This is a genomic window from Sphingomonas sp. Leaf357, assembly GCF_001423845.1.
In the GTDB taxonomy this organism is placed as follows: Bacteria; Pseudomonadota; Alphaproteobacteria; order Sphingomonadales; family Sphingomonadaceae; genus Sphingomonas.
The window spans coordinates 39,482-61,440 of the sequence record NZ_LMPM01000003.1 but is presented as its reverse complement, the minus strand read 5'-3'; the positions used below and the strand labels follow the sequence as shown (position 1 = coordinate 61,440).

Here is a 21,959-nt window from a genome sequence, read left to right as displayed (position 1 = left end):
TCCAACGTGCGGCTGAAGAGGTGGCAAGTGCGGGAACGCGAACCTTGCGTCTATCTGATGGTCAACCGCCGCCTGGGCGCGATCTATGTCGGTGCTACCTCGAACCTGATCGGGCGGGTGATCCAGCATCGTGAGGGCACGTTTGACGGCTTCACCAAGCGGCATGGGATCAAACGGCTCGCTTGGTACGAGGCCGGCGAGACGATGGACGCCGTCATTGCGCGTGAGAGGGCGATGAAGAACTGGCTGAGGGATTGGAAGATCGAGCTGATCGAGCAGGACAATCCCGCCTGGAACGACCTTGCGGTGGGATTGGGACTGAACCCGCTGCCATAGCGTTTTCGGCGCGTTGGATCCCGGATCAAGTCCGGGATGACGGAGTCGGACAACCCCCCCAAAAAAAACGAAAGGCCGCGGCACCCCCCGATGCCGCGGCCTTACTCCCTGTACGGGGAGCGGAAAATCCGTTGGTCAGGCGACCGCTACGGCGGCGGCACCCACTTCGTCGGGCTCGCGCAGCACATAGCCGCGGCCCCAGACGGTTTCGATGTAGTTCTCGCCTTCGCAGGCCATGCTCAATTTCTTGCGCAGCTTGCAGATGAACACGTCGATGATCTTCAGTTCCGGCTCGTCCATTCCGCCATACAGATGGTTGAGGAACATTTCCTTGGTCAGCGTGGTGCCCTTGCGCAGCGAAAGCAGCTCGAGCATCGCATATTCCTTGCCGGTCAGATGGACGCGGCTGCCATCGACCTCGACCGTCTTGGCGTCGAGATTGACGGCCAGCTTGCCGGTGCGGATGACCGACTGGCTGTGGCCCTTCGAGCGGCGCACGACGGCGTGGATGCGGGCGGTGAGTTCTTCGCGGTGGAACGGCTTGGTCACGTAATCATCGGCACCGAAGCCGAACGAGCGGACCTTGCTGTCCATCTCGTTGATGCCGGACAGGATCAGCACCGGGGTCTGGACGCGCGCGACGCGCACCTTCTTCAGCACATCGTACCCGTGCATGTCAGGCAAATTGAGATCGAGCAGGATGATGTCGTAATCGTAAAGCTTGGCGAGATCGAGGCCTTCCTCGCCCAGATCGGTCGTATAGACGTTGAAGCCTTCGGTCGTGAGCATCAGTTCGATCGCCTTGGCGGTCGTGGGCTCGTCTTCGATCAACAGTACGCGCATCTGGCCGTCCCCTGTTCGCTCGCAGACGCCGATGCCCCCGTTGGCTCGACCCGGCTGCGCATAAACCATTAACCTGATCGTTGATGAAGGTAAAAGGTTAATTTCCGATTAATCGGCCTGACTCCGCGAGTCGCCGAGCGAGGTTCGGTTAGATTCGGTGCACACTCCCTTAAGACGCTCGGCCAGAAACGCGATCAGCGTCTCCACGCGCGCGGGCCTGAGGTTGCTCGGCGGGGTCAGCAGATGCAGCGCGATCGGCGGCAGCGTCCAGTCGGTCAGGATCGCCTCCAGCGCGCCGCTCGCCAGATCGGGGCCGACGATGAAATCGGGCAGCACGCCGATGCCGAGGCCTGCGCGCAGCGCCGGGAGCAGCGCGTCGCCGCTATTGGCGCGCAGCGGCCCGGTCGGGCGCAGCGCCGCTTCGCTGCCGTCGGGGCCGTGGAAACGCCACGGGCCGGTGACGTTGGTATAGGCGAAACAGGGGCGCTCGCCGAGCTGTGCCGGATGCGTCGGCCGGCCGTGCAGCGTGAGATAGGCCGGGGCGGCGACGACATGCGTCGGGATCGGGCCCAGCCGGCGGGCGCGCAGCGAACTGTCCGGCAGATCGGCGATGCGCAGCGCGATGTCGAAGCCTTCCGCCACGATATCGACCTTGCCGTCGGTCAGGTTGAGATCGATCTCGATGCCGGGATGCGCGGCGAGGAACTCGGCGACCAGTGGCGCGATCGCGAGCAGGCCGAGCGTCATCGGCGCGGTCATGCGCACCAGGCCGGTCGGCGCGGTGGCGGCGTCGCGCGCCGCTTCTTCCGCCGCCTGCGCCTCCGCCAGGATCCGCGCGGCATGTTCGGCGAGGCCCTTGCCGCTCTCGGTCAGCGTCAGGCGGCGCGAGGTGCGGTGGAACAGCGACTGGTTGAGATGCGCCTCCAGCCGCGTGATCGCCTTGGACACGGTCGCCTTGGACACGCCGATCGCCTCCGCCGCGCCACTGAACGAGCGATGCTCGACGACTTGCGCGAAGATCGCCCAGGCTTCGAAATCGGGTAGTCGCATCTCTTCCTCCGTCACCCGTCACCCTGAACTCGTTTCAGGGTCCAGGCGCGGTCACTGCACCACAGACACCGTCATTGGGTCCGCTGACCGCGCCGGGATCCTGAAACAAGTTCAGGATGACGGCAAGAGGTGAAACGATCGGTTTCCAGCGTTTCCATTTACGGCATGATCGAAAACCCTATCTTGGCCCCAACGGAATACAGCCTTTTGGGAGACCAACGATGATCGAGAAAAGATCGTTCGAAAGCCTGGGCCATGCCGATCACGGCTGGCTCAATGCGCGCCACCATTTTTCGTTTGCCGATTATTACGACCCCCAGCGGATGGGCTGGGGCGCGATCCGCGTGTGGAACGATGACGAGATCGGCCCGAACAGCGGCTTTCCGGCGCATCCGCATCGCGACATGGAAATCGTGACCTATGTCCGCAGCGGCGCGATCACGCATCAGGATTCGCTCGGCAACAAGGGCCGCACCGGCGCGGGCGACGTGCAGGTGATGAGCGCCGGCACCGGCGTGCGCCATGCCGAATACAATCTCGAATCCGAGACGACGACCTTGTTCCAGATCTGGATCGAGCCGACCCGCAAGGGCGGCGCGCCGAGCTGGGGGGCGAAGCCGTTTCCCAAGGACGCCCGTGACGGCCGGTTCGCCGTGCTGGCGAGCGGGTTCGCCGAGGATGCGGACGCCCTGCCGATCCGCGCCGATGCCCGCGTGCTCGGCGCGACGGTCAAGGCGGGCGAAAGCCTGACGCACACGGTCGGTGCGGGGCGGCATGCCTATCTGGTCGCGGCGACCGGGCGGATCGAGATCGACGGCGTCGCATTCGCGGCCCGCGACGGTGCGGCGCTGTCGGGCGGGAACACCTACGCGATTCGTGCGCTGGACGATGCCGAGATCGTGCTCGTCGACAGCGAGTGAACACCGAAGCGATGCCAACCCCGAACCGTCACCCCAGCGTAGGCTGGGGTCTCTAAGGGGCAGGTGCTGTGCCCGCCCCGTGAGACCCCAGCCTGCGCTGGGGAGACGGACAGATTTTAAACAGGAGACCTCCCATGACCAAAGTCCTCGTCCTCTATTACTCCTCCTACGGCCATATCGAACAGATGGCGGACGCCGTCGCCGAGGGCGCGCGCGCCGGCGGGGCCGAGGTGGACATCCGCCGCGTGCCGGAGACCGCCCCGGCCGAGATCGCCAAGGCCGCCGGCTTCAAGGCCGACACCGCGCACGAGACGATCGAAGGCCCGGATGCCCTGGCCGGCTACGACGCGATCATCGTCGGCGCGCCGACCCGCTTCGGGCGCATGCCGAGCCAGATGGCGGCGTTCTGGGACACGACCGGCGGCCTGTGGTTCAAGGGCGCCTTGGTCGGCAAGGTCGGCGGCGCGTTCACGTCGACCGCGAGCCAGCATGGCGGGCAGGAGACGACCCTGTTCTCGATCATCACCAACCTGCTGCATCACGGCCTGACGATCGTCGGGCTCGATTACGGTTTCCAGGGCCAGGGCGGCGTGGACGAGGTGAAGGGCGGATCGCCCTATGGCGCGACCACGATCTCCGACGGCGACGGCAGCCGCCAGCCGAGCGCGGTGGAGCTGGACGGTGCCCGCTATCAGGGCAAGCGCGTCGCGGAAACGGCGGCGAAGCTGGCCGCGTAAAGCGCGACTGCCATCCTCAACCTCCGTTCGGGCTGAGCCTGTCGAAGCCCAAGCGCCGGGCCATGCCCTTCGACAGGCTCAGGGCGAACGGAGGCTAGTGTTTACCGCGCCGCCAATTTCGCCGGCGGCTTGGGCGGGAGCGCCGGCACCCGATCCACCTGCGCCACGCGCCGGCGGTCGGTCATGTCGGTGATCGCCGGACTGGCCGGAAAACTGTACCGCGCCACGGCGAACACGGCGCGCGCCCGCGACGCGCCCCGTGCGGTGATCGCATTGCCGACCCAGCGCCAGTGCCACGGCTCCCATGTCACGTTCTGCGCGTTGCCCGACGGGAAGGACAGTTCGAACCCGAAGCCCGGCGCATTGGCCAACAGCCATCTGCCCGGCACGGTCGCCGCGATGCAGGAATCGACGTCGGCGCAGCCGCGCGACGGGCGGATGCCGAAATCGATCGCATAGCCGGTCGCGTGTTCGCTGAACCCCGGCGGCCCGACCGCCCGGGCGCGCTCCGCCGCGTCGGCGCAGCGCTTGCCCGGCCCGATCTGGCTGCAGAACACGCCCCGCTGGTGCACGATCGTGCGATAGCAGGAGATCGCGCGCAACTGCCCCGCCACGCCCGGCACCCCGGCGGCGGCGTGGAGCAGGCGCGCGAGATCGGGCGCGGCATCGCGGTGGATCAGGCAGGGCTGGCCGAGCGCGAAACCCTTTGGCGCCGGCACGAGATCGCTGGCACCGACCTGGATATAGGGCAGATGGCCGAGCACCCGGCCGTCCGGGCCGGGCTGGACCAATTGCCCGGCGCACAGCTGCTCGGGCGCGGCCACGGCGATCGCCGGAACCAGCGCCACGCACCAAGTTGCGACCCGGATCGCGCGCTTTCGATGTCTTACCACAAGGTGTTTCTCTGGCATGCGTCCCCAAGCGGTGGCAAGGGGGCGGGATGCTGGCAAATCATGTTCTTTTTCTCGACGGCGAAGCGCTGGTCATCGACAAGCCCGCCGGGCTGCCGGTCGACCGGCCGCGCGATGGCTCGATCAGCCTCGAAAACCATCTCGACGGGCTGAAATTCGGCTTCCGCCGCTGGCCGCATCCGGTCCACAGGCTGGATCGCGACACGTCCGGCTGTCTGCTGATGTCGCGCAATCCCAAGGCGCATGCGCGCTTCCAGCAGGCGTTCGAACAGGGGCTGGTGACGAAACGGTATCTGGCGGTGCTGGACGGCGTGCCGGAGGGCGAGAGCGGGATGATCGATCTCGCTTTGGCCAAGATCAGCAGCGCGGAGGAAGGCTGGCGAATGATCGGTTCGCCCGAGGGCAAGGCGGCGCGCACCGGCTGGCGCGTGCTGGCGGTAAAGGACGGGCGCAGCTTCGTCGAGTTCCTGCCGCAGACCGGACGTACCCACCAGATCCGCGTCCACGCCGCCGAGGCGCTGGGCGCGCCGGTGGTCGGCGATCCGATCTACGGCTCGGGCGGCAAGCACACGCTGCTGCATGCCGCCGAACTGACCGTGCCGCGCGAGGGCAAGGATCCGATCGTCGCCAAGGCCCCGCTGCCCGAACGCTTCGCCGAGGCGGGCTTCGCGGCCGAGCCGGGATCGGAAGGCTGACAGGCGGGCGATGGTCGCGATCCCCGTCACCCGCACGATCGCGATCGACGATAGCGAACTGATCGAGACGACGACGCGCTCCGGCGGGCCGGGAGGGCAGCACGTCAACACCACCGACAGCGCGGTGATCCTGAAGTTCGATGTCGGCAATTCCCCCGGATTGCCGCTGGCGGTCAAGAACCGCATCGCCGTGCTGGCCGGATCGCGGCTGACGCGAGACGGCGTGCTGGTGCTGCGCAGCGAAGGCTCGCGCTCGCAATTGCTAAACCGTCAGGAAGTGCGGGAGCGGTTGATCGAGCTGATTCGGGAGGCGACGATCGTGCCCAAGAAGCGCCGGCCGACCAAGCCGAGCAAGGCCGCGAAGGCCCGGCGCGTGGATGCGAAGAAGGGCCGGGCGAACGTGAAGGCGGGGCGGGGCAGGGTGACGCTGGATTGAGTTTGGCCGGCTACCGGAAGTCTTCTCCCCTCCCTGGAAGGGAGGGGGCGGGGGTGGGTCGCTCTCGACGGAACGCTGGGCCCGGCCCATACCGACCGACCCCCATTCCTCCCTTTCAGGGGGGGAAGCAGCGAGAAATACGAGAAAGCATCATGTATCAGTTCGACATCGCCACCGGCACCAAATCCGAACTCTATCGCGATCTGCTCGCCGCGCTGGATGCGCTGACGGCGGACGAACCGGATCCGATCGCCAACATGGCCAACGCCGCCGCTTTGGTGTGGGAATATCTGCCCGATCTCAACTGGGCCGGCTTCTATCGCGCGGTCGACGGCGAACTCGTGCTCGGGCCGTTCCAGGGCAAGGTGGCGTGCATCCGCATCGCGATCGGCGCGGGCGTGTGCGGCGCGGCGGCGGCTACCCGGGAGACGCAACTGGTCGCGGACGTGCACGCCTTTCCCGGGCACATCGCGTGCGACGCGGCGAGCCGGTCCGAACTGGTGGTGCCGATCGTTCATCAAGGCGAGCTCATCGGCGTGCTCGATCTCGACAGCCCGGAACCGGCGCGCTTCGATGCCGGGGATGCCGCCGGGTGCGAGGCGCTGGTCGCGCTGCTCGGCCCCAGATTGGTCGGCTGACGGTGCGCCTGATCCGTTTCGGGACAGGTCGTAAACCATAGCTTGGTCTGGAGGCGCGCCGGGGGAAATGGTAACCGATTGCTTAAGATTGTCCGACACTGCCCGGGGGGCGTGGCGTCACAACAGGAGCGTTTACCATGCGGACCTTCACCATTGCTGCCCTTTTAGTGTCGTTGGGGGTCGCGCCGATCGCCGCCGACGCTCAGCGAATCGCCGGAACCACGGCCGGAACGACCGTGATCCGCAGCGCGCCGACCGTCACGACCACGACGGGCGGCGCCTGGAACCAGGCGCGCGCCGGCAATTGGAACGCGCCTCGCCCCGGCCAGGGCGGTACCTGGAACGGCCCACGTCCCGGGCAGGGCGGCAATTGGAACGGTTCGCGTCCCGGCCAGGTGCGCCAGCCGCGCTGGGGCGGCAACGTCAACGGCCATTGGTATGCCGGCATGCATGCGCCCGGCGGCTGGAACGCCTACCGCCGCCCGGCGCGCGGCTGGACGCTGCCGCGCTACTGGATCGCGCCGAGCTTCTATATCGGCGACTACACGACCTACGGCCTGTCGACGCCGCCCTATGGCTATAGCTGGTCGCGTTATTATGACGACGCCGTGCTGGTCGACCAGCGCGGCCGCGTGTGGGATTCGGTCGGCGGGATCGACTGGAACCGCTACGATGACGGCTATTATGCCGATGGCGGCTATCAGGACGGCGGTTATTATGCGGACGGCTATGCCGCCGGCCAGTCCGATTACTATTCCGGCCAGCCGCAATATCAGGGCCAGTATCGCGATCGTCGCGACAACGGCGTCGGCGGCGCGGTGATCGGTGGCGTGGTCGGTGCCGGCGCGGGTTACGCGATCGGCGGCCGGGGCAACCGCGTGGCGGGTTCGCTGATCGGTGCCGGCGTGGGGGCAGCGGCCGGCTATGCGATCGACAAGGCGGAGGATCGCCGCCGTTACGACGCGCCCCCGCCACGCGATTATTATCAGGAACCGGGCGTCAGCTACGCGCCGCCGCGCGAAGTGGTCCAGTCGGGCGGCTATTCCACGAGCAGCTACAGCACGGACTATCAGCAGGGCGGCTATGTCAGCGGCGGCTATTGGTATCCGCCGACCACCCGCACCGTCGTGACGGTCGGCTCGGCCCCGATCGAGACGACGACCACGACGACCGAATATGTCGAAACGACCTACGCCGCCCCGCGCCGCGTGTGGAAGAAGAAGGCGGCCTGGAAGCCCCGGCCCAAGCTGCGGTCCTGCACCTGCGCGTGCGCGTGCCGCTGAGGGGTTCTTTCTTCTGACCAGAACGATCCCCGGGCCGAAAGGTGCGGGGGTTCTGGTTGGTGAACTCAAGCCGTCACCCCGGACTTGTTCGGCGCTTATACCTCTCGAGCAAGTATGAAGCCGTCATCCCCGCGAAGGCGGGGATCCATAAGCTCTGACGCCGTTCACGAAGCGAAAGGTAAGCCAGTATGGATTCTCGCCTGCGCGGGAATGACGAATACGTGTTCGAAAGGTATAAGCACCGACTTGTTCCGGGGTCCGCCAAGCGGCTTTCTCTGCAGACTATTGGAGATCGTGGCGTTGGCGGCACGGTGGACCCCGGAACACGTCCGGGGTGACGGGGAAGAAATCGGGTTAGACCTGCTGCTCGTAGATAGGCCCTCGCAACAACCTATCACCGCTTCCCGCGCTCTCCGAACGTAACCAGGCTCTCCGCGCCGTCCGCCGCCACGGCCGACACGCCGATCAGATTGTCGTCCACCGGCACGTTCCTCAGCACGGTCTCCGGCCCCGACACCGTGACGCTGTCGGTCCAGTCGCGCGCATCCGATCGGCGCCAGCGGACGCGGTAGGAGATCGCGCCCGGAATCGCTGCCCACACGACCTTCGTGTCGCGCGACAGATCGCCCGAGATCGTAACCTTGTCCGGCGCGGCCGGCGCGGCGGCGAGGCGACGGATCGTGGCGACGTTGATCGCGGTCACCTTGGCAAGATAGGCGAAGTCCATCCGATCGATCATGTCGCCGAACACCACACCCTTTTCGGTGCGCAGATCCTGATGCTGCGCGTCCCAATTCTCCACCGCCGAGGTGAAGCGGACCGCCGGAAAGCCGAGTTTCAGGAACGGTTCGTGATCGCCGCCGCGGCCGAAGCGATCCGGCCGGCGATCGACGAACACGTCGAGCCCGCCGGGTACAGTGCCGGCGATCCCGTCGATCGCCTTGGCGAGGCTGCGCGACGGGCCGTCATCCTCGCCGCCATTGCCGCGCCGCGCGATCTGCGCGGGCAGGTCCTCCGACGCGCGGATGCCTTCGGAAAAGACGCGCACGGTCTTGACGTCGCTCGCGCCGCCCTGGCCGATCGAATTGCCGACGATGTCGTTGTTGAGCATCGCGGTGACGACCCAGTTCTTCCCCTTCGCCGTCTCGGCCAGCAATTGCCCGCCGAGCAACCCCTGTTCCTCGCCCGACAGCAGCGCATAGACGATCGTCGCGCGGAACTTCTGCTTCGACAGGATCCGCGCGGCCTCCAGCACCAAGGCCGACCCCGAGGCATTGTCGTTCGCGCCCGGCGCGTCGCTCTTCGCGTCCATCACGTCGCTGACGCGGCTGTCGATATGCGCGGCGACGATCACCACGCGCCTGGGGTCGCTGCCCTGCTGGAAGCCCAGCACGTCGACGATGTTGGCCCCGTCCGGCGTGCGCGGCGAGACCATGGTGCGCGCGATGTTCGACACGACGATGCACCCGCCACAGGCATCGGCGATGCGAGTCATCTCCGCGCCGCCCCAGGCCCGCGCCGCGCCGATGCCGCGCACCGGATCGTCGGGCGACGACAGCGTGTGGCGCGTGCCGAAACTCACCAGCTTGGCGACGGTTGCTTTCAGGCGGACTGGATCGGGTCTGTCCTGCGCCGTGGCGGGCATGGCAAAGGCTAAAGCGAGCAGAGGCAGGTAACGCATCAGGACAGCCGATCGATATCGTCGCGGGTCAGCGAACCGGGGATGATCATCAGCGGGATGGGCAGGGCGCCCGCATCCGCGCCGGCGAAATGGGTAACCAGCGGGCCGGGCGCACCAATCGCCGCCGCGCCGAGCACCAGCGCCGCGATATCGGGATTGGCGGCGATCATCTCGCGGATGATCTTGGGGCCGTCGCCCTGTTTCAGCGTGATCGACGGGCGCAGGCCGGATTCCTCCAGCAGAGTGCCGGCCGCGCCGGCGACCAAAGCCTCGGCATGGACGCGCGCCTCTTCCTCGATCGTCGCCTGCACCCCGCCCCAGGGCCCGAATTCCGACGGCGGCATCAGCGTCAGGATCTCGACCCCGCCGCCGGTCTTAACCGCCCGGCGCGCGGCGAAGCGCAGCGCGATGCTCGCTTCGGGCGTCTCGTCCACCACCACCAGATAGATGCGCATGCTCGCTCCCCCCACCCGTCGTGGATTATCGCGTATAGGTGCCGCTATGCGGCTTTTGGCGCAAGGGCCGGTCTTGACCTCGGCGAACGCGGAGACGAAGGATCGCCGGCGCACCGGAATCGACCCCCTCCCCAGGAATCGACCCGCGGCACCGAGCAAGAGGAAGCCCATGCCGATCGAGATCAAGATGCCCGCTTTGTCCCCGACGATGGAGGAGGGCACGCTCGCCAAGTGGCTGGTCAAGGAAGGCGACACGGTCAAATCGGGCGACCTGATGGCCGAGATCGAGACCGACAAGGCGACGATGGAGTTCGAGGCGGTCGACGAAGGCACGATCGGCAAGATCCTGATCGCCGAGGGCACGGATAACGTGAAGGTCGGCACGGTCATCGCCACCCTGCTCGAAGAGGGCGAAAGCGCCGATGCCGCGCCCAAGGCGGAGGCTGCTTCTTCCCCTCTCCCATCGGGAGAGGGGCAAGGCGCGCACGCGCCGCGCGGTGAGGGCGGCACGCCGACACCCCCGTCACCCTCGACTTCGCCCTCGCCCCCCGCCGCTGACGCGGCTCCCTCCTCTCCCAAGGGGAGAGGGGAAGGCGAACGCGTGAAGGCCAGCCCGCTGGCGCGCCGCCTCGCCGCCGAAAAGGGCATCGAACTGTCCGCGCTCACCGGGTCCGGCCCGAACGGACGGATCGTGAAGGCCGACCTGGACGGTGCCGAGGCCGGCGCCGCACCCGCGCCGAAGGCCGACGCATCCGCGCCGGCTGCAGCGCCCGCCGCCGCAGCACCTGCTCCGACGACCGCCGCCAAGCCCGCCGCGATCCCCGACATCCCGCACGAGGCGACCAAGCTCAGCAACGTGCGCAAGACGATCGCGCGCCGCCTGACCGAATCCAAGCAGACCGTGCCGCACATCTACCTGACGGTCGACATCCGGCTCGATGCGCTGCTCAAGCTGCGCGGCGAACTGAACGCCGCGCTTGAGGCGCGCGGCGTGAAGCTGTCGGTCAACGATCTGCTGATCAAGGCGCTGGCCGTCAGCCTGATCCAGGTGCCGTCGTGCAACGTGATGTTCACGCCGGACCAGCTGATCGCGTTCGGCCGCGCCGACATCTCGGTCGCGGTCAGCGCGCCGTCGGGCCTGATCACCCCGGTCATCACCCATGCCGACACCAAGACGCTGAGCCAGATCTCGACCGAGATGAAGGATCTCGCCGCGCGCGCCCGCGATCAGAAATTGAAGCCTGAGGAATATACCGGCGGCACCGCGAGCATCAGCAACATGGGCATGTTCGGGATCAAGAATTTCGACGCCGTCATCAACCCGCCCCAGGCGATGATCATGGCGATCGGCGCGGGCGAGAAGCGGCCGTACATCGTCGACGGAGCGCTCGGCGTGGCGACGGTGATGTCGGCGACCGGCAGCTTCGATCACCGCGCGATCGACGGATCGGACGGCGCGCAGCTGATGCAGGCGTTCAAGGCCCTGGTCGAAAACCCGCTGGGCATGGTGGCCTGACATGTCCGCTTTCGGGGGCAGGCGAACGCTCCTGGAGCTGCTGCACATCGTGACCGGCGTGATCGCCACCGGCGTGTTCGCCTCGCTCGCGGCCTGGGCCGTGCCCCACGCCCATGACGCGATCTGGGCCGTCGCCTGGGCATCGGCGGCGGTGATCATCTTCATGGGGATTCGGCCGTTGCGCCAGGCCCGCCGCGCCGACGACAGCTCGGCAAATGGCGACCGGAACCCGGTCGATTGAGTTGGCAGGCGAAAAGGTGTAACCTTACGTTACACCGACTGGAGATTCACTGATGATGCTCGGCGTCAAAGAGTTTCGTGAGCGCTTCAGCGAGATCGCGGAAGGCAAGGAACAGGTGTTCGTCACCAAGAACGGCAGGATCGTGGGCGAATACAAGCCAATGCGCGATACGGCTGAGCGCGTACGCGATTGGGCAGAGATCGAAGCGCGGTTGGATGCAGTTCGCGAAGAATGGAAGGCACGCACGCCCGATTGGGAACAGCGCATGAAGGATTACGGTTTAGGCCCCGACGGTGAAATCCTGGATTCGTGAGGCTGGTTCTCGATTCCAATATCGTCATCAGCGCCATCGTGGGTCGAACCGATCCGATCGCCGTTCTGGTGGCGGAAGGCGCGGAGTTGTTGATCCCCGAGGCGCAGGCATTTGAGGTTTTGAAGGTGCTGCAACGGCATTTCGGGTTCGACCGTTCCGGCGCGGATACTGCCGTCGGACAGATCCTCAGTCGTGTCAGGATGATCGAGTCCACGGCTCTGCAACCGTCCGAGGATATCGCTCGCAGACGCTTAGACGCGCGAGGACAACCCGATTGGCCGGTACTGGCCGCTGCTATCGAACTGGACGCCGACATCTGGTCACACGACCGGGATTTCTTTGGCGTAGGCGTCCCGGTGTGGAAGACGCGTAACATTCTCGCCGCGGTCGGTATGGCATGAGTGAACTGTATCCCCAAACCGCCCCCGCGATCCGGGCGACCGCGATGGCGGTGGATGCCAATCCCTATGGCAAGATCTTCGTCGGCTGGCTGATGGGACAGATGGCGCTGGCGGCGGGGTCGGTCGCGTCGCGGCATAGCGGCGCGCGCTGCCCGGTCGTCGCGGCGGACGCGTTCAGCTTCACCGCGCCGGTCAGCATCGGCGAGGAAGTGTCCTTCCATGCCGAGATCGTCGCGACGGGCCGCACCTCGATGACCGTCGCGGTGGACGTCTGGCGGCGCGACCGCCACGGCGAAGGTGCGTCGAAAGCGGCGACCGGCAGATTTACACTGGTGGCGATGGGCGACGACGATCGCCCCCGCCCGATCGAATCCCGCCCGATCGAATCCCGTCCGATCGAACCCCGTCCGATCGACCATATCGCACCCTCAGAAGGAGCCTCTCGTGGCTGATACTTATGACCTCATCGTGCTCGGTTCCGGCCCCGGCGGCTATGTCGCGGCGATCCGCGGCAGCCAGCTCGGCCTCAAGGTGGCGATCGTCGAGCGCGAACTGCTCGGCGGCATCTGCCTCAATTGGGGCTGCATCCCGACCAAGGCGCTGCTGCGCTCGGCCGAGATCCTCCACTACATGCAGCATGCCAAGGATTACGGGCTGGTCGCCGAGAAGATCGGCGCCGATCTGGACGCGGTGGTGAAGCGCTCGCGCGGGGTCGCGAAACAGCTCAATCAGGGTGTCACGCACCTGATGAAGAAGAACAAGATCGCCGTGCACATGGGCAATGGCAAGCTGGCCGGGAAGGGCAAGGTCAGCGTTACCGCCGCCGATGGCAAGACGACCGAACTGACCGCCAAGAACATCATCGTGGCGACCGGCGCGCGCGCGCGCGACCTGCCGTTCGCCAAGGCCGACGGCAAGCGCGTGTGGACCTATCGCCACGCGATGACGCCGGCCGAAATGCCGACCAAGCTGCTGGTCATCGGATCGGGCGCGATCGGGATCGAATTCGCCAGCTTCTACAACGATATGGGGGCGGAAGTGACGGTGGTCGAGATGCTCGACCGGATCGTGCCGGTCGAGGATGCCGATATCTCCGCGCATCTCGAAAAGGCGCTGAAGAAGCAGGGCATGACGATCCTGACCGGTGCTGGCGTGGACCAGCTCGAGGTCGGCGGCACGTCGGTGAAGGCCGCGATCAAGGCTAAGGACGGCAAGGTCACCAGCGCCGAGTTCAGCCATGTGATCGTCGCGATCGGCATCGTCCCCAATACCGAGGAGATCGGGCTCGAGGCGCTGGGCGTCGAGATCGATCGCGGCTTCCTGAAAACCGGGCCGGATTGCCAGACCAACGTGCCCGGCCTCTACGCGATCGGCGACATCACCGCGCCGCCCTGGCTCGCGCACAAGGCGAGCCACGAGGGCGTGATCGCCGCCGAGGCGATCGCCGGCAAGCACCCGCACGCAATGGACCCGCGCAACATCCCGGGCTGCACCTACTGCCACCCGCAGATCGCCAGCGTCGGGCTGACCGAGGCGAAGGCGAAGGAGGCCGGGCACGAGGTCAAGATCGGGAACTTCCCCTTCATCGGCAACGGCAAGGCGATCGCGCTCGGGGAGGCGGACGGGTTCGTGAAGACGGTGTTCGACGCGAAGACCGGCGAACTGCTCGGCGCGCACATGATCGGTGCTGAAGTGACCGAGTTGATCCAGGGCTATACGATCGGCAAGACGCTAGAGACGACCGAGGCGGAACTGATGGAAACCGTCTTCCCGCATCCGACGATCAGCGAGACGATGCACGAAAGCGTCCTCGCGGCATACGGGCGGGCGTTGCATATCTGAGGAGGGCGGGGGCGTTCGCTGTCTTTGGAAGTTCTGCCCCCATTTCTCGCGTCACCCCGGACTTGCTCCGGGGTCCACCAACCGGCTTTCGATACGAACAATGGTAACGGCCCAGCCTGCGGCACCGTGGACCCCGAAAACAAGTCCGGGGTGACGGTCGAGCTGGGAAATTGCTGTCGCGGTCGCCCGAAAGCTGAATGTCGATCCGTCCTGACACAGGCATTCAGCGTACTTGCCCGATCGGGATAAGCACCGCACAAGTCCCGTGATGACGGGTAGATGCTGAAGTCCGATTTTCCCGGGGCGGGTGGGCCATTCGCGATCGGCGGGGCAGCGCTGGCGCTGTGCGTCGCCACGCTGGCGATCTGCTGGCCGGGCGTCGCGATGTACGACAGCGTGTGGCAATATCAGCAGGCGTTGAGCGGCCATTACAACGATTGGCACCCGCCGGTGATGGCGCGGTTATGGGCGTTGCTGCACCGGCTCGGGCCGGGCGCGGCGCCGATGTTTCTGGCGCAGATCGTCTTGTATTGGCTGGGGCTCGGCCTGTGGGGCGTGGCGCTGGCGCGGGGCGGGCGCGGGATCGCCGGGTTGGTCGTGCTGGCGATCGGGGCGTGCCCGGTGTTTCTCGGCTGGCAGGTCACCGTGCTGAAGGATGCGCAGATGGCGGCGGCGATGCTGGCCGCGACCGGGCTGATCGCGTGGTGGCGGCTGGCGGGGCGGGCGGTGCCCGTCGCGGCGACGGTCGCGGCAGGCATGCTGCTCGCCTATTCGGTGCTGGTGCGCAGCAATGCGGTGTTTGCGGTCGTACCGCTGGCGGTGATGCTGACGCGGTGGAGCGCCGGGCGGAAACTTGTCGTGGGCGCCATCGGCGTCGTGCTGGTGCTGGCGGTCTCGCCGCTGATCAACCACCGCGTCTTCGGCGCGGTGCAGAGCGGAGTCACGCGCGCCCAGCCGCTCTACGACATGGCCGGCATCGCGCATTTCTCGCGCACGATCGAGACCGGTGGATTGCTGCCCGAGGAACTGGCGCTGATCGAGGCACGGCATTGTTACAAGCCGTTCTTCTGGGATTCGCTCGCCGATCCGCGACGGTGCGGCGTCATCACCGAACGCCTGGAAACGGTCGGCATGGGGGCGGTCGGCGCGGCGTGGGCGCGCGCGATCCTCTATCATCCGCTGGCCTATGCCGAACACCGCATCGGCCATCTCAACATGACATGGCGGTTCATCGTGCCGGCGCATGTGCCGAGCGCAGCGCCGCCGGAGGGGGGCGAGCCCAACACGATCGGGCTGATCAATCCGGGCAAGGCGCATGTCACGCTGGCGCGGGCCGGCGCGTGGGTGGCGGAGACTCCCGTTGGCTGGCCGATCATGTGGATCGTGGTGGCGGGCGGCGTGATGTTCGCGGCGCGAAGCTCGACGGGACCGGCACGCGATCTGGCGGTCGCGCTGGCGATCTCGGCGCTGGTGCTGGAGGCGAGTTTCGCGGTGATCAGCATCGCGTCGGACCTGCGCTATCATCTCTGGGCGATGATCGCCTCGGCCTTGGCGGCGGTGCTGATGGCGGGATACGCTCTGCCACGACGCGCTTTGTGGATCGGCGGTGGGGCACTCGCGCTGGTCGTCGCGGCGGCGACGGCGGCGCGCATCGCATTGCCGCCCGGCCCGGCGACGTACGATGGGATGCTGGGGTGAAAGCTGACGAGCCTTTGGTCCGAACCTCACCCTCCCTCCGTTCGTTTCGAGCGAAGTCGAGAAACCGTGGCGCAACGCTTGAGGCCTGTTTCTCGTCTTCGCTCGAAACGAACGGAGCGGGAACCGTCCATTCCAGCAGGTTGGCTATCCGGGAGACTGGTATCGATCGGAAATCCGCGTATCGATACATGCCTGCGACGAAAAGGGAGCCTGCCGTCCGATGTTGAAATTCCTGGGCGCGGCGTTCGCGCTGATCGCCGCCGTGCCGGCCTCGGCCGAAACCGTGATCGTCACCGCCGACCGGATGATCGACGTGATCTCGGGCAAGACGGTCGAGCATCCCGCCGTGACGATCGTCGACGGGCGCATCACCGGCATCGCCGATGCGCGGACGATCAAGTTCGGCGGCGACGTCAGGCATATCGATCTCGGCGGCAGGACGATCCTGCCCGGGCTGATCGACATGCACGTCCATCTGACCTCGCTCGCCGAGATCGGCGGCTATCGCGGGCTGCAATATACCGATGCGTTCTGGGGCGCGGTCGGCGTCGCCAATGCGAAGAAGACGCTGGAGGCCGGCTTCACCTCGGTGCGCAACGTCGGATCGAGCGACTTCCAGGATGTCGGCCTGCGCGAGGCGATCGACGGCGGCTGGGCGGTCGGGCCGCGCATCACCACCGCGACCTATGCGATCGGTGCGACCGGCGGGCATTGCGACAACAACGCGCTGCCGCCCTCGCTCGACCGCAAGGAAGCGAGCGTGATCAATTCGCCCGAGGAGGCTCGCGCCAAGGTGCGCTTGCTGCACAAATACGGCGCGCAGGTGATCAAGATCTGCGCCACCGGCGGGGTGTTCTCGCTCGGCGACAGCGTCGGCGGGCAGCAGCTCAGCCTGGAGGAGATGAAGGCGATCGCCGACGAGGCGCATATGCTGCACCTGAAGGTCGCCGCGCACGCGCATGGCGACGAGGGCATCCGCACCGCGATCCTCGCCGGGATCGATACGATCGAACATTGCAGCCTGGCCTCGGACGAGACGATCAAGCTCGCCGTGGCGCGCAGGACCTGGTTCGACATGGATATCTACAATGACGACTATATCCTCGCGACCGGCACCGCCAATGGCACCGAACAGGAAAGCCTCGACAAGGAGAAGATGATCGGCCTGAAGCAGCGCCAGACCTTCCAGCGCGCGGTGAAGGCCGGGGTGCGGATGATCTTCGGCACCGATGCCGGCGTCTATCCGCACGGCGACAACGGTCGGCAATTCGCCAAGATGGTCGAATGGGGCATGACGCCGTTGCAGGCGATCCGCGCGGCGACGTCCGACGCGGCCGAGGCGCTGGGCAAGACGAACGATGTCGGCGCGATCGCCGTCGGCCGCTACGGCGATATCGTCGCGGTGGACGGCGATCCGCTCGCCGACGTGCGCGTGCTGGAGCGGGTGAGCGCGGTGATCAAGGGCGGCGTGCAGGTGAAGTGAGGCCTTAAGCCCCCCTAAATGGGAGGGGCTGGAAATTCACCGACCGGCAAACTCGGCCAGCAGCGGCCCGAACTCCTCCATCTCCGGGAACGTCGCGAAACTGTGCGCCGCCCCCGTCTTCGCCCAGGGCAGGGCCTCGCTCGTATAGGTCTCCATGAACGGCGCGAACCAGCGCGCATCGTCCAGCATCGTCGCGCGCACGTTGACGAACGGCATCTGCGGCGGGAGGCGGGTGAAGATCCAGCTCTTGCACCAATCGCAATGATGATGCCGCGATTCGTCGCCGTGCAGCCCGCCGATCACCGGCTCCCCTTGCGTCACGGCGAAGCCATCGACCGGCACGCAGATCGTGGTCGAGAACGCGCTGCCCGACATGCGCTGGCACCCGGTGCAATGGCACACGGCCGTGAACAGCGGCGCGGCGGAAATGGCGAAGCGCACGCGGCCGCAGCGGCAGCCACCCTCCATCGGCCCAAGTTCCATTTGCGCGGTCCATTCCGCCATTGACGCTCTCCTCTTCCGGTCGGACAAAGATGCCATAATCGGAGGAGGGTGCAATGAACACGATCGCGATCCTGTGGCCGACCTTTGCGCTCGTCGCCCTGGTGTTCGCGGTATGGTTCACGCTGTTCGTGCAGCGCACCCGCCACATGAAGCGCAATCCGCCGAGCGGGAGCGACTTCGCCAGCGGCGAGGCGGCCCTGCGCTATTTCCGCCCGGTGGAGATGCCGGCGAACAACCTCGCCAACCTGTTCGAGATGCCGGTGCTGTACTTCGCGCTCGTGCCGCTGCTGATGATCACGCATCACGCCGGCCATGTTCAGGTGCTGCTGGCCTGGGCCTTCGTCGTCTGTCGCGCCGTGCACAGCTTCATCCAGATCGGGCCAAAGAAGGTGCGGCCGCGCTTCTTCGCCTACCTTCTGTCCTGCGTCGCCCTGTCGGCGATGTGGATCGGCTTCTTCGTCGATATGCTGGCCGCCGCAAGCGCCCTGTCGGGCACCTGACCCCGCGAGCGCATGGCGACTTCCAACCGACCCGTTCGTCGCGATCGGCGGCCGAGCGTGTCGGACGCGCGTGTCGCCGGGCAGGCGCCATGCGGTTCGGCCGTGCGGCGCGATCCGGGCGCGGCCTCGCCGTAGCGGAAGGCGGGGAACGCGGTTGCGCTGCCCCTGCGCCTGTGTTGAGGTGCAAAGAAAAGCGGAGAGCATCATGGCGTCAGCGGCGGACCTTGGCCAAGATACCGGGCGCACCAGCGTCCCGTCGCCCCCCGGACTCCCGGTCGTCGGGCATCTCCACCAGATCGCGCGCGCCGGGCTGATCGGCTATCTGCTGCGCGTCAGCCGCGATTTTCCTGCCGGCATCTTCAAGCTGAAATTCGGCAGCCGCGTCGGCCTGTTCGTCACCAACCCCGATCTGGTCGAGGAATTGTGCGACGAGACGCGCTTCCGCAAGATGCCCGGGCCGGGGCTGCGTGTGGTGCGCAAGTTCGCCGGCGACGGCCTGTTCACCGCGTTCAGCGAGGAGCCGAACTGGGGCAAGGCGCACCGCATCCTGCTGCCCGCGTTCAGCCAGCGCTCGATGCGCGGCTATTACGACATGATGCTGGAGGTCGCTGACCAGTTGGTCGCCAAATGGTCGCGCCTGTCGGGCACCGACGTGCTGGTCGCCGACGACATGACCCGCTTCACGCTGGATTCGATCGCCATCGCCGGCTTCGGGCACCGCTTCGCCAGTTTCGAGCGCGAGGAACTGGACAGCTTCCTGGAGGCGCTCGCCCGCGTGCTGGGGGAATCGCTCAACATCATCACGCGCATGCCGATCCAGCAGCGCTTCGCCAAGAAGGCCGAGCGGCAATATGCCGCCGACATCGTCGAGATGAACGCTCTGGTCGACGGCATCATCGCCGAACGCCGCGCCAATCCGAACGACGGAAAGGATCTGCTCAACCTGATGATCAGCGCGATCGACCCGGAGACGGGCGAGGGGCTGGACGATATCAACATCCGCTATCAGGTGCTCACCTTCCTGATCGCGGGGCACGAGACGACCAGCGGATTGCTGACCTTCTCGCAGCATCTGCTGCTGCGCCATCCGCATGTGCTGGCCCAGGCCTATGCCGAGGTGGACCGCGTGCTGCCGGGCGACAAGCGGCTCGATTATGCCGACGTCGCCAAGCTGGAGGTGATCGAGCGCATCCTGAAGGAGGGGCTGAGGCTCTGGCCGACCGCGCCGGCCTTCACGCTCGCGCCGTTCGAGGACGAACTGATCGGCGACAAATATCATTTGCGCAAGGATCGCCCGGTCAACGTGTTCGCGCCCGGACTGCATCGCGATCCGGCGGTGTGGGCCGATCCCGACCAGTTCGACATCGATCGCTGGTTGCCCGAAGCGGAAGCGGCGCGGCATCCGCATGCCTACAAGCCGTTCGGCAATGGCGAGCGCGCCTGTATCGGGCGGCAGTTCGCGATGGTCGAGGCGAAGATGGCGCTGGCGATGATCCTGCAGAAGTTCGCGATCAGCGATCCGCACGCCTATAAATTGCGCATCAAGGAAACGCTGTCGATCAAGCCGGACGAATTCTACATGCGCGTCCGGCTGCGCCAGCCGCACGAACGGCTGAGCGTGACGGCCGCCCCGGAACCGACGGTCGAGGACGTGCCAGTCGCCGCCATCTCGGGCACCGGACAGCGCTTCGCCGTGCTCTACGGATCGAGCCTCGGCACGGCGCGCGACATCGCCGAGGAGATCGCGGCGCGGGCCAACCTCGACGGCTTCGACACCGTCGTGCGCTCGCTGGACGAGAGCTTCAAGGGCGGCGCGGTGCCGGAAGACCGGGTGATCGTGATCGTCACCGCGACCTATAACGGCCGCGCACCCGACAGCGCGGTCGAGGTGGAACGCGCGCTGGACGCCGGGGCGTTCGAGCATGCCGACTGGACCGGCGCGCGGTTCGCGGTGCTCGGCATCGGCAATTCGCAATGGCCGAACTATCAGAACTTCCCCAAGCGCGTGGATGCCGCGATCGAGGCGGCCGGCGCGACCCGCCTGCTGCCTCGCGCCGAGGCCGACGGGCAGGGCGATTTCGACGGCGCGGTTGCCGGTTTCGTGCGCGATCTGTGGAAGGCGCTCGGGTCCGAAGCCGCCCCGAGCGAAACCACCTCGACGCTGTCGCTGCACATGCTCGACACCAAGGAGGTGCGCGCGCAGGCGCTGCCCGAACACGCGCAACTGCTCGAGATCGTCGGCAATGACGAGATGGTCCTGCCGGCGGACGGGCTGTGGGATTTCGCGAAGGAGCCGCCACGCCCGTCGACCCGCTTCATCCGCATCCGCCTGCCGGCGGGGCAGGAGTATCGCACCGGCGACCATATCGCGGTCTATGCGCGCAACCGGCCGGACCTGGTGACGCGGACGATCGAGCGGCTCGGGCTGGCCGGCGCGGCGCAATTGCGGCTGAACGGGCAGGGCGGGCGCTTCCGCCACCTGCCGCTAGGCCAGACGGTGACGGTGCGGCAATTGCTCACCGATTTCGTCGAACTGTCCGATCCGCTGCCGAGGCGCGCACTGGCGGTGATCGCGGCGCAGACTCGCTGCCCGAACACGAAGCGCGAACTGGCGCGGCTGGAGGGCGTGTTCGAGGAGGAGATCGCGGGCAAGCGGCTGACATTGGTCGATCTGCTCGAACAGCATCCGGCGGCCGAACTGTCGCTCGATGCGCTGGTCGAACTGTCGGCGGCGATCGCCCCGCGTTTCTACTCGATCGCCTCGAGCCCCCTGGTGTCGCCGGACGTGGCGGAACTGATCGTCGGCACGATGGCCGCGCCGCATTGGTCCGGCCTGGGCGAGCATCGCGGGTTCGCCAGCGGCTATATGCAGGAAGTGGCGGCGGGCGATCAGGTGTTCGGCTATGTCCGCCGCCCCAATCCGCCGTTCGCGCCGCCGCTCGATCCGCGCATCCCGATGATCCTGATCGGCCCCGGCACCGGCTTCGCGCCGCTACGCGGCTTCGTTCAGGAGCGCAGCAGCCAGAAGGCGGCGGGCGCGGACATCGAGACGAGCCTGTTGTTCTTCGGCTGCCGCCACCCCGACCACGACTGGTTCTGCCGTGCGGAGGTCGAGGCTTGGGCGAAGCAGGGCGTGATCGATCCGTACATCGCCTTCTCGGCGGTGGAGAGTCATCCGTGGAAGTTCGTGCAGGACGCGCTGTGGGCCGAACAGGAAAAGGTCTGGGCCGCGATCCAGGCCGGCGCGCAGATCTTCCTGTGCGGCGACGGCCGCTTCATGGCCCCCGCGGTGCGCGACACGCTGATCCGCATCCAGATGCAGCAGAGCGGCGACGAACACGCGCAAGGCTCGGCTTGGCTGGAACAGATGATCGAGGACGGCCGCTTCCATCAGGACGTGTTCGGTTTCGGGAAGTAAGCGGGGCGGCGTTCGGCCGGTTTTAGACATGGAGGCTTCGTCACCCCGGACTTGTTCC

Annotated in this window: 23 protein-coding genes; 17 read left to right on the top strand and 6 right to left on the bottom strand. The window is 66.9% G+C overall.

Annotated elements, in window-relative coordinates:
- Positions 1-27: 27 nt before the first annotated feature.
- Positions 28-336 (top strand): GIY-YIG nuclease family protein, encoded by a 309-nt coding sequence (locus ASG11_RS16870; protein WP_055783030.1) that lies wholly within the window; start codon positions 28-30, stop codon positions 334-336.
- Positions 337-471: 135 nt separating this feature from the next.
- Here the strand turns inward: ASG11_RS16870 and ctrA are convergent, their stop codons facing one another.
- Positions 472-1,179, bottom strand: coding sequence for a response regulator transcription factor CtrA (gene ctrA / locus ASG11_RS16865; protein ID WP_055783027.1), 708 nt, complete (start codon positions 1,177-1,179; stop codon positions 472-474).
- A 108-nt stretch (positions 1,180-1,287) separates the two neighbouring features.
- A complete protein-coding gene (locus tag ASG11_RS16860; RefSeq protein ID WP_055783023.1) occupies positions 1,288-2,229 on the bottom strand; it encodes a LysR family transcriptional regulator in 942 nt (313 codons plus the stop codon).
- 221 nt (positions 2,230-2,450) lie between these two features.
- Here ASG11_RS16860 and ASG11_RS16855 point away from each other — a divergent pair, with 221 nt between their 5' ends.
- Positions 2,451-3,149, top strand: coding sequence for a pirin family protein (locus ASG11_RS16855; RefSeq protein ID WP_055783020.1), 699 nt, complete (start codon positions 2,451-2,453; stop codon positions 3,147-3,149).
- 134 nt (positions 3,150-3,283) lie between these two features.
- The gene (gene wrbA / locus ASG11_RS16850) at positions 3,284-3,886 is read left to right on the top strand and encodes an NAD(P)H:quinone oxidoreductase (RefSeq protein ID WP_055783017.1); all 603 of its coding nucleotides are present in this window, start codon (positions 3,284-3,286) and stop codon (positions 3,884-3,886) included.
- A gap of 101 nt (positions 3,887-3,987) precedes the next feature.
- Here wrbA and ASG11_RS16845 read toward each other — a convergent pair whose 3' ends face one another.
- Positions 3,988-4,779, bottom strand: coding sequence for a M15 family metallopeptidase (locus ASG11_RS16845; RefSeq protein ID WP_236697573.1), 792 nt, complete (start codon positions 4,777-4,779; stop codon positions 3,988-3,990).
- 47 nt (positions 4,780-4,826) lie between these two features.
- Between ASG11_RS16845 and ASG11_RS16840 the strand changes: the two genes are divergently transcribed.
- The 4 genes from ASG11_RS16840 (at position 4,827) to ASG11_RS16825 (ending at position 7,849) form a co-directional block, all read left to right on the top strand.
- Positions 4,827-5,492: an RluA family pseudouridine synthase gene (locus tag ASG11_RS16840; protein ID WP_055783012.1), complete on the top strand. Its 666-nt coding sequence runs from the start codon at positions 4,827-4,829 to the stop codon at positions 5,490-5,492.
- Positions 5,493-5,502: 10 nt separating this feature from the next.
- Positions 5,503-5,928, top strand: coding sequence for an alternative ribosome rescue aminoacyl-tRNA hydrolase ArfB (arfB, locus tag ASG11_RS16835; protein WP_055783009.1), 426 nt, complete (start codon positions 5,503-5,505; stop codon positions 5,926-5,928).
- A 152-nt stretch (positions 5,929-6,080) separates the two neighbouring features.
- Entirely contained in the window at positions 6,081-6,566 is a 486-nt protein-coding gene (locus tag ASG11_RS16830) for a GAF domain-containing protein (protein WP_055783006.1), read from the top strand.
- Positions 6,567-6,703: 137 nt separating this feature from the next.
- The gene (locus ASG11_RS16825) at positions 6,704-7,849 is read left to right on the top strand and encodes an RcnB family protein (RefSeq protein WP_082472937.1); all 1,146 of its coding nucleotides are present in this window, start codon (positions 6,704-6,706) and stop codon (positions 7,847-7,849) included.
- Positions 7,850-8,243: 394 nt separating this feature from the next.
- Here the strand turns inward: ASG11_RS16825 and ASG11_RS16820 are convergent, their stop codons facing one another.
- Both ASG11_RS16820 and ASG11_RS16815 read right to left on the bottom strand, forming a co-directional pair.
- Positions 8,244-9,530 (bottom strand): M28 family peptidase, encoded by a 1,287-nt coding sequence (locus tag ASG11_RS16820; protein WP_055783000.1) that lies wholly within the window; start codon positions 9,528-9,530, stop codon positions 8,244-8,246.
- Positions 9,530-9,985: a universal stress protein gene (locus tag ASG11_RS16815; RefSeq protein WP_055782997.1), complete on the bottom strand. Its 456-nt coding sequence runs from the start codon at positions 9,983-9,985 to the stop codon at positions 9,530-9,532. The genes ASG11_RS16820 and ASG11_RS16815 overlap by 1 nt, the downstream gene beginning before the upstream one ends.
- 169 nt (positions 9,986-10,154) lie before the next feature.
- On the opposite strand from ASG11_RS16815, the gene ASG11_RS16810 reads away from it, so the two are divergent.
- From ASG11_RS16810 to ASG11_RS16775, 8 genes are all read left to right on the top strand, one after another.
- Positions 10,155-11,501: a pyruvate dehydrogenase complex dihydrolipoamide acetyltransferase gene (locus ASG11_RS16810; protein ID WP_055782994.1), complete on the top strand. Its 1,347-nt coding sequence runs from the start codon at positions 10,155-10,157 to the stop codon at positions 11,499-11,501.
- Position 11,502: 1 nt separating this feature from the next.
- A complete protein-coding gene (locus ASG11_RS16805; RefSeq protein ID WP_055782991.1) occupies positions 11,503-11,742 on the top strand; it encodes a hypothetical protein in 240 nt (79 codons plus the stop codon).
- Positions 11,743-11,794: 52 nt separating this feature from the next.
- Positions 11,795-12,055 (top strand): hypothetical protein, encoded by a 261-nt coding sequence (locus ASG11_RS16800; RefSeq protein WP_055782988.1) that lies wholly within the window; start codon positions 11,795-11,797, stop codon positions 12,053-12,055.
- A complete protein-coding gene (locus ASG11_RS16795; protein WP_055782985.1) occupies positions 12,052-12,456 on the top strand; it encodes a PIN domain-containing protein in 405 nt (134 codons plus the stop codon). Before ASG11_RS16800 ends, ASG11_RS16795 begins: the two co-directional genes overlap by 4 nt.
- Entirely contained in the window at positions 12,453-12,908 is a 456-nt protein-coding gene (locus ASG11_RS16790) for an acyl-CoA thioesterase (RefSeq protein WP_082472936.1), read from the top strand. Before ASG11_RS16795 ends, ASG11_RS16790 begins: the two co-directional genes overlap by 4 nt.
- Positions 12,901-14,298, top strand: coding sequence for a dihydrolipoyl dehydrogenase (lpdA, locus tag ASG11_RS16785; protein WP_055782984.1), 1,398 nt, complete (start codon positions 12,901-12,903; stop codon positions 14,296-14,298). Before ASG11_RS16790 ends, lpdA begins: the two co-directional genes overlap by 8 nt.
- 279 nt (positions 14,299-14,577) lie before the next feature.
- Entirely contained in the window at positions 14,578-15,996 is a 1,419-nt protein-coding gene (locus tag ASG11_RS16780) for a hypothetical protein (protein ID WP_055782980.1), read from the top strand.
- 220 nt (positions 15,997-16,216) lie between these two features.
- Positions 16,217-17,479, top strand: a complete 1,263-nt coding sequence (locus ASG11_RS16775) for a Xaa-Pro dipeptidase (protein WP_055782977.1) — start codon at positions 16,217-16,219, stop codon at positions 17,477-17,479.
- Positions 17,480-17,515: 36 nt separating this feature from the next.
- Here the strand turns inward: ASG11_RS16775 and ASG11_RS16770 are convergent, their stop codons facing one another.
- Positions 17,516-17,983, bottom strand: a complete 468-nt coding sequence (locus ASG11_RS16770; RefSeq protein ID WP_055782974.1) for a GFA family protein — start codon at positions 17,981-17,983, stop codon at positions 17,516-17,518.
- A gap of 53 nt (positions 17,984-18,036) precedes the next feature.
- Here ASG11_RS16770 and ASG11_RS16765 point away from each other — a divergent pair, with 53 nt between their 5' ends.
- Both ASG11_RS16765 and ASG11_RS16760 read left to right on the top strand, forming a co-directional pair.
- Positions 18,037-18,483: an MAPEG family protein gene (locus tag ASG11_RS16765; RefSeq protein WP_055782971.1), complete on the top strand. Its 447-nt coding sequence runs from the start codon at positions 18,037-18,039 to the stop codon at positions 18,481-18,483.
- A 205-nt stretch (positions 18,484-18,688) separates the two neighbouring features.
- Positions 18,689-21,901 carry a bifunctional cytochrome P450/NADPH--P450 reductase gene (locus ASG11_RS16760; protein ID WP_055782969.1) on the top strand — a complete coding sequence of 1,071 codons (3,213 nt, stop codon included), beginning with the start codon at positions 18,689-18,691 and terminating at the stop codon, positions 21,899-21,901.
- Positions 21,902-21,959: the final 58 nt, after the last annotated feature.